General features: G+C 68.7%; 3 protein-coding genes. All 3 read right to left on the bottom strand.

Features of this window, described 5'->3' with window-relative positions; translation table 11 throughout:
- On the bottom strand, positions 1 to 1,510 hold a 1,510-nt coding region (locus tag ACWDX9_RS58960), incomplete at its 3' end, for a ThuA domain-containing protein (RefSeq protein ID WP_449972307.1).
- Positions 1,511 to 1,521: 11 nt separating this feature from the next.
- Positions 1,522 to 4,341: a PQQ-dependent sugar dehydrogenase gene (locus ACWDX9_RS58955; RefSeq protein ID WP_449972305.1), complete on the bottom strand. Its 2,820-nt coding sequence runs from the start codon at positions 4,339 to 4,341 to the stop codon at positions 1,522 to 1,524.
- Between the two features lie 99 nt (positions 4,342 to 4,440).
- The gene (locus tag ACWDX9_RS58950; protein WP_319717862.1) at positions 4,441 to 4,527 is read right to left on the bottom strand and encodes a hypothetical protein; all 87 of its coding nucleotides are present in this window, start codon (positions 4,525 to 4,527) and stop codon (positions 4,441 to 4,443) included.
- Between the last annotated feature and the right edge of the window lie 7 nt (positions 4,528 to 4,534).

Genomic DNA, 4,534 nt, shown 5'->3' with positions numbered 1-4,534 from the left:
GCTCACCCGCGGCGGTCGACGTCCACTGCTGGTTCGGCTGACCGTTGCAGTCCCAGATCTGCGCCTGCGCGCCGTTGGCCTGCGAGGCTCCGCTGACATCCAGGCACCGGCCCGACCCCGCACCCTTGAGCGCGCCCGTACCGCCCGGTGTGCTGGTCAGTTCCTTGACGCGGATGTTGCGGAACGACACCACGTCGCCGGACCCGTGGTTCTGGATGCCGATGTAGCCCTGCTGGAGCGAGCGGACCGGATCGGCGTTGGTGAAATCATTGATCTTGGTGCCGTTCAGGAACACCTGCAGCCGCTCACCCTCCACCAGCAGCTCATAGGTGTTCCACTGACCCGGCGGGTTCAGCGCCGCGTCGCGGGCGGCGATGTCGGCGGCCTTGAACCCGTAGATCGCCCCGGTCGTCTTGTCAGAGGTGTCGGTCGCGTCGATCTGCACCTCATATCCGGTGTTGAGCGCCGCGTCGGGGTCGCTGGTGGCCGGGAAACCGACGATCACGCCGGAGTTGGAGTCGCCGGTCATCTTCCAGTCGAGCTTGACGGAGTAGGAGCGGAACTCCTTGGCGTTGTACCACAGCATGCCCATGCCGCCCTGGGAGGTCAGCGTGGCGTCGCTGTTGGCGAACGACCCCGGCCCGGCCTGCGACCAGCCCGTCGTCGAGCCGTTGTACAACGTCGTGTACCCGGTCTCCGGGCGGCAGTCGGCGTTGGTGGCCTTGGCCGCGTACCGGATTCCGCCGAGCAGCAGCGTGCGGAAGTTCGGATCGGCGTACGACTCCTTGGTGTGCCCCAGGCCGGTGTAGAACGCGCGGCCGGAGGACTGGGGGTGGCACCAGGTGATCGGGTGATCGCCCATGCCCCCGCCGCTGTAGCTGCCCTCGTCCAGGCTCTGCAGCACCCGGACGTTCGGCCGGGGGTTGGTGCGGTAGTTGTACCACTCGTCGGTACGTGACCAGGTCGCCCCCAGGTGGGCGGTCGCGGCGTGCGCCCGGTCCTCGTTCCGTACGGTGGCCTGCTGGATGGCCGGGTGGTTGTTGAACCAGGCTCCCATCAGCTGCCCGTAGTAGGCCCAGTTGTACTCGGTGTCCGCGGCCGAATGCACCCCCACGTAACCGCCCCCGCCGTCCACGTACGTCTGGAAGGCGGCCTGCTGGTTGTCGTTCAGCACGTCACCGGTGGTGCTGAGGAACACCACCGCCTTGTACTGGGCCAGGTTGGCGGTGCTGAAGGCGTTCGCGTCCTCGGTGGCGTCGACGGCGAAGTCGTTGGCGGCCCCCAGGTCGCGGATGGCCTGGATCCCGTTGGGGATCGAGTCGTGCCGGAACGCGGCCGTCTTGGAGAACACCAGCACCTTGAAGGCGGCGGCCTGGGCGGGGATGGCGGGGATCACCGTCGCGGCGGCGATGATCGCCACCGCCGTCATTGACAGGCGTCGCAGCACGGATGTCTTCCGGTCGCTCCCCGCGATGCGCCCGAGCGCGGCGGGGGTGAGATGTCGCAGCATGGGGTGTCCTTTCAGACGCGGGTCCAGCGCTGGTTGGTTCCTCCGTTGCAGGTCCAGATGCGCATCTTGGTGCCGTTGGCGGTGCCGTTGACGTCCAGGCACTTGTTCGCCCCCACCGCCGTGATCGTGCCGTCGGCGTTGAGGCGCCACTTCTGGTTGTTCTGCCCGTTGCAGTCCCAGATGATCACCGCGGCACCGTCCGCCGTCCCGGCCCCGCTCACATCCAGGCACTTACCGCCATAAACCCGCAGCTCACCCGCGGCGGTCGACGTCCACTGCTGGTTCGGCTGACCGTTGCAGTCCCAGATCTGCGCCTGCGCGCCGTTGGCCTGCGAGGCTCCGCTGACATCCAGGCACCGGCCCGACCCCACACCCTTGAGCGCACTCGTGCTCCCCGAGGGCGGGGTGCCGGTGTCGAGAGTGAAGGCGTCCACGTCGAACAGGTAGCCCTGTCCGGTCGGGCCGCGGAAGACCAGATAGAGCGTCGTGGTGCCGGCCGGCGCGCCGCTGAGGTTCGCCGAGACGTCGGTGAAGGTGTCCCAGCTGCCGGTGCTCGCCACGTTCACCGTTCCCAGCAGTGTGCCCGTCGCCGAGCCCGCGCGCACCTCGATCCGGCCGCCCGCGCCGGCCGACGAGACCCGCGCGGTGATCCTCGTCGCGTTGCCCAGGTTGTACGGCTGGAAGGAGATCCAGTCGCCGTCGTCGGTGAAGCCGACCGTCTTGCCGCCTTCCGAGGTGGCGTGGTCGGCCGTCTGGATGCCCTGCTGGGCGCCGAAGTGCTCGGCCTGCCGGTGCCGAGGCTGGAGCGTACGGTCGCTGGTGGAGGTCAGACCGCCCTTGTCGGTGTAGGAGGCCACGAAGACGCCGTAGATGTTGGCCGCGGCGTCATGCTCACCGTCCACCGGCACCGAGATGGAGCCCGAGCAGCCGGTCTTGGAGGTGATCTGGTGGCGGTGGCTGTCGTGGCCGAGGAAGTAGGCGACGGTGACCCCGGCGCAGTCGATCGTGCCGTCCTCCGGGTCGGTGACGGTGACCTGGAAGGGCACGGTGTCGCCGAAGGAGAACAGCTGCCCGTCGGCAGGCGTGGTGAGGGTGACCGTCGGCGCGGTGTTGCCGACGTTCACGATCACGCTCGCCGTGCCGGTGAGACCCTGCGGGTCCCGGACCGTGAGCGTCGCCGTGTAGGCGCCGTTCGTGGTGTAGGTCTTGCTCGGATTCGCCGCCGTGGAGGTGGTGCCGTCGCCGAAGTTCCACGAGTACGTCAGCGCGCCGCCCTCCGGGTCGGAGCTGCCCGCCGAGGAGAAGTTCACCGTCAGCGGGCCCGGTCCCGACGTCTTGTCGGCGGACGCCTTGGCGATCGGATTGCGGTTGGCGCTGCCGATGTACTCGATTCGATACAGCGCCTGGTTGTTGTTGCCGTCGCCGTAGTCGAGGACGTACAGGGCCCCGTCAGGCCCGAAGGCCATGTCCATCACCTGCGTCCCCGTCCAGGGGAACGCCGAGATCTCCCCGTAGGCGCCGTCCGCCTTGACCTCGATCGCCTTGATCCAGCGCCGGCCGTACTCGCCGGCGAAGAACCGCCCGTCGAGCGTCTGGGGGAACTTGACGGCCGAGTTCAGGTTGGGGTCGTAACGGTAGACCGGACCGCCCATCGGCGACTCCGACCCGGAGCCGAACTCCGGCGGGCTTCCGGCGTCCCCCGCGTACCTGATCCACGCCGGCTTCGCCGCAGGCAGCGTGGTCAGGCCGGTGTTGCGGAAGGAGTTGTTGGTCGGGCCGCCCGCGCAGTTGTACTTCGGGCCGGTGCCGTTGGTGGCGAAGTTCCATTCGTTGTAGGTCTCGCTGGTGGTGTTCGCGCCCGTGCAGTACGGCCATCCGTAGTTGCCCGGACCGGTGATGCGGTCGAACTCCACCTGCCCGCTCGGCCCTCTGTTGGAGTTGGTCACCCCCGCGTCCGGCCCGTAGTCGCCGAGGTAGACGATGCCGGTCGCCTTGTCCACGCTCATCCGGAACGGGTTGCGGAAGCCCATCGCGTAGATCTCCGGCCGGGTCTTCGCCGTCCCCGGCGCGAACAGGTTGCCGCTGGGAATCGTGTAGGTGCCGTCGGGCTGCGGCTTGATGCGCAGGAGCTTGCCACGCAGGTCGTTGGTGTTGCCGGCCGAGCGCTGGGCGTCGAACTGCGGGTTGCGGTCGGTCCGCTCGTCCAGCGGGGAGTAGCCGCTGGACTCGAAGGGGTTGCTGTCGTCGCCGGTGGTCAGATAGAGGTTTCCGGCGGCGTCGAAGTCGATGTCCCCGCCCACGTGACAGCACTGGCCGCGGTCGTTCTGGACCCGCAGGACCACCTTCTCGCTGGCCAGGTCGAGCGTGTCGTCCGCCTTGAGGACGAACCGGGACAGGTGCAGCTCGCCCTTCCACTGGTCGAACTGCGCCTGCGAGCCGTTGGTCGGCGCATCACCGTTCGGCGTGCTCAGCCGCGGCGAGTAGTAGAGCCAGAGGTACCGGTTGGAGGCGAAGTCGGGGTCCACCGCCACACCCTGCAGGCCCTCCTCGTCGTGGCTGTAGACGTTGAGCCTGCCGGCCACCTTCGTGTTGCCGCTGACGTCGGTGACGCGCACCGTGCCGTCGCGCGCCGTGTGCACGACCGACCGGTTCGGCATCACGGCCAGCGACATCGCCTCACCCAGCTCGGCACCTCCCGACGCGAGTGACACCTGCTGGTAGTCGGCCGCCGGGATGGCGAGGGCGTTCGCCGGGGAGGCGTCGAGCGCGAGTGCTCCGGGAGTGATCAGCGCCATCGTGGTCAGCAAGGTGAGCCACGGACGTCGGGACATGAGTGTTCCTCTGCTGTCGAACCGATTCGAGTCAGGGAGGGCCCGGCTTCCCGTCCCCCGAGAGTGGGCGGGAAGCCGGGGGCTCGTCGCCAGACGGTGTCAGGCGCGGGCCCACTTCTGGTTGGTGGCGCCGGTGCAGGTCCAGATCTGCACCTTGGTGCCGTTGGCGGTGCCGTATCCGGACACGTCCAGG

Source organism: Nonomuraea sp. NPDC003201, assembly GCF_053590415.1.
Note: the sequence above shows the minus strand (reverse complement) of the source record. Positions and strands in the feature narration are given on the sequence as shown.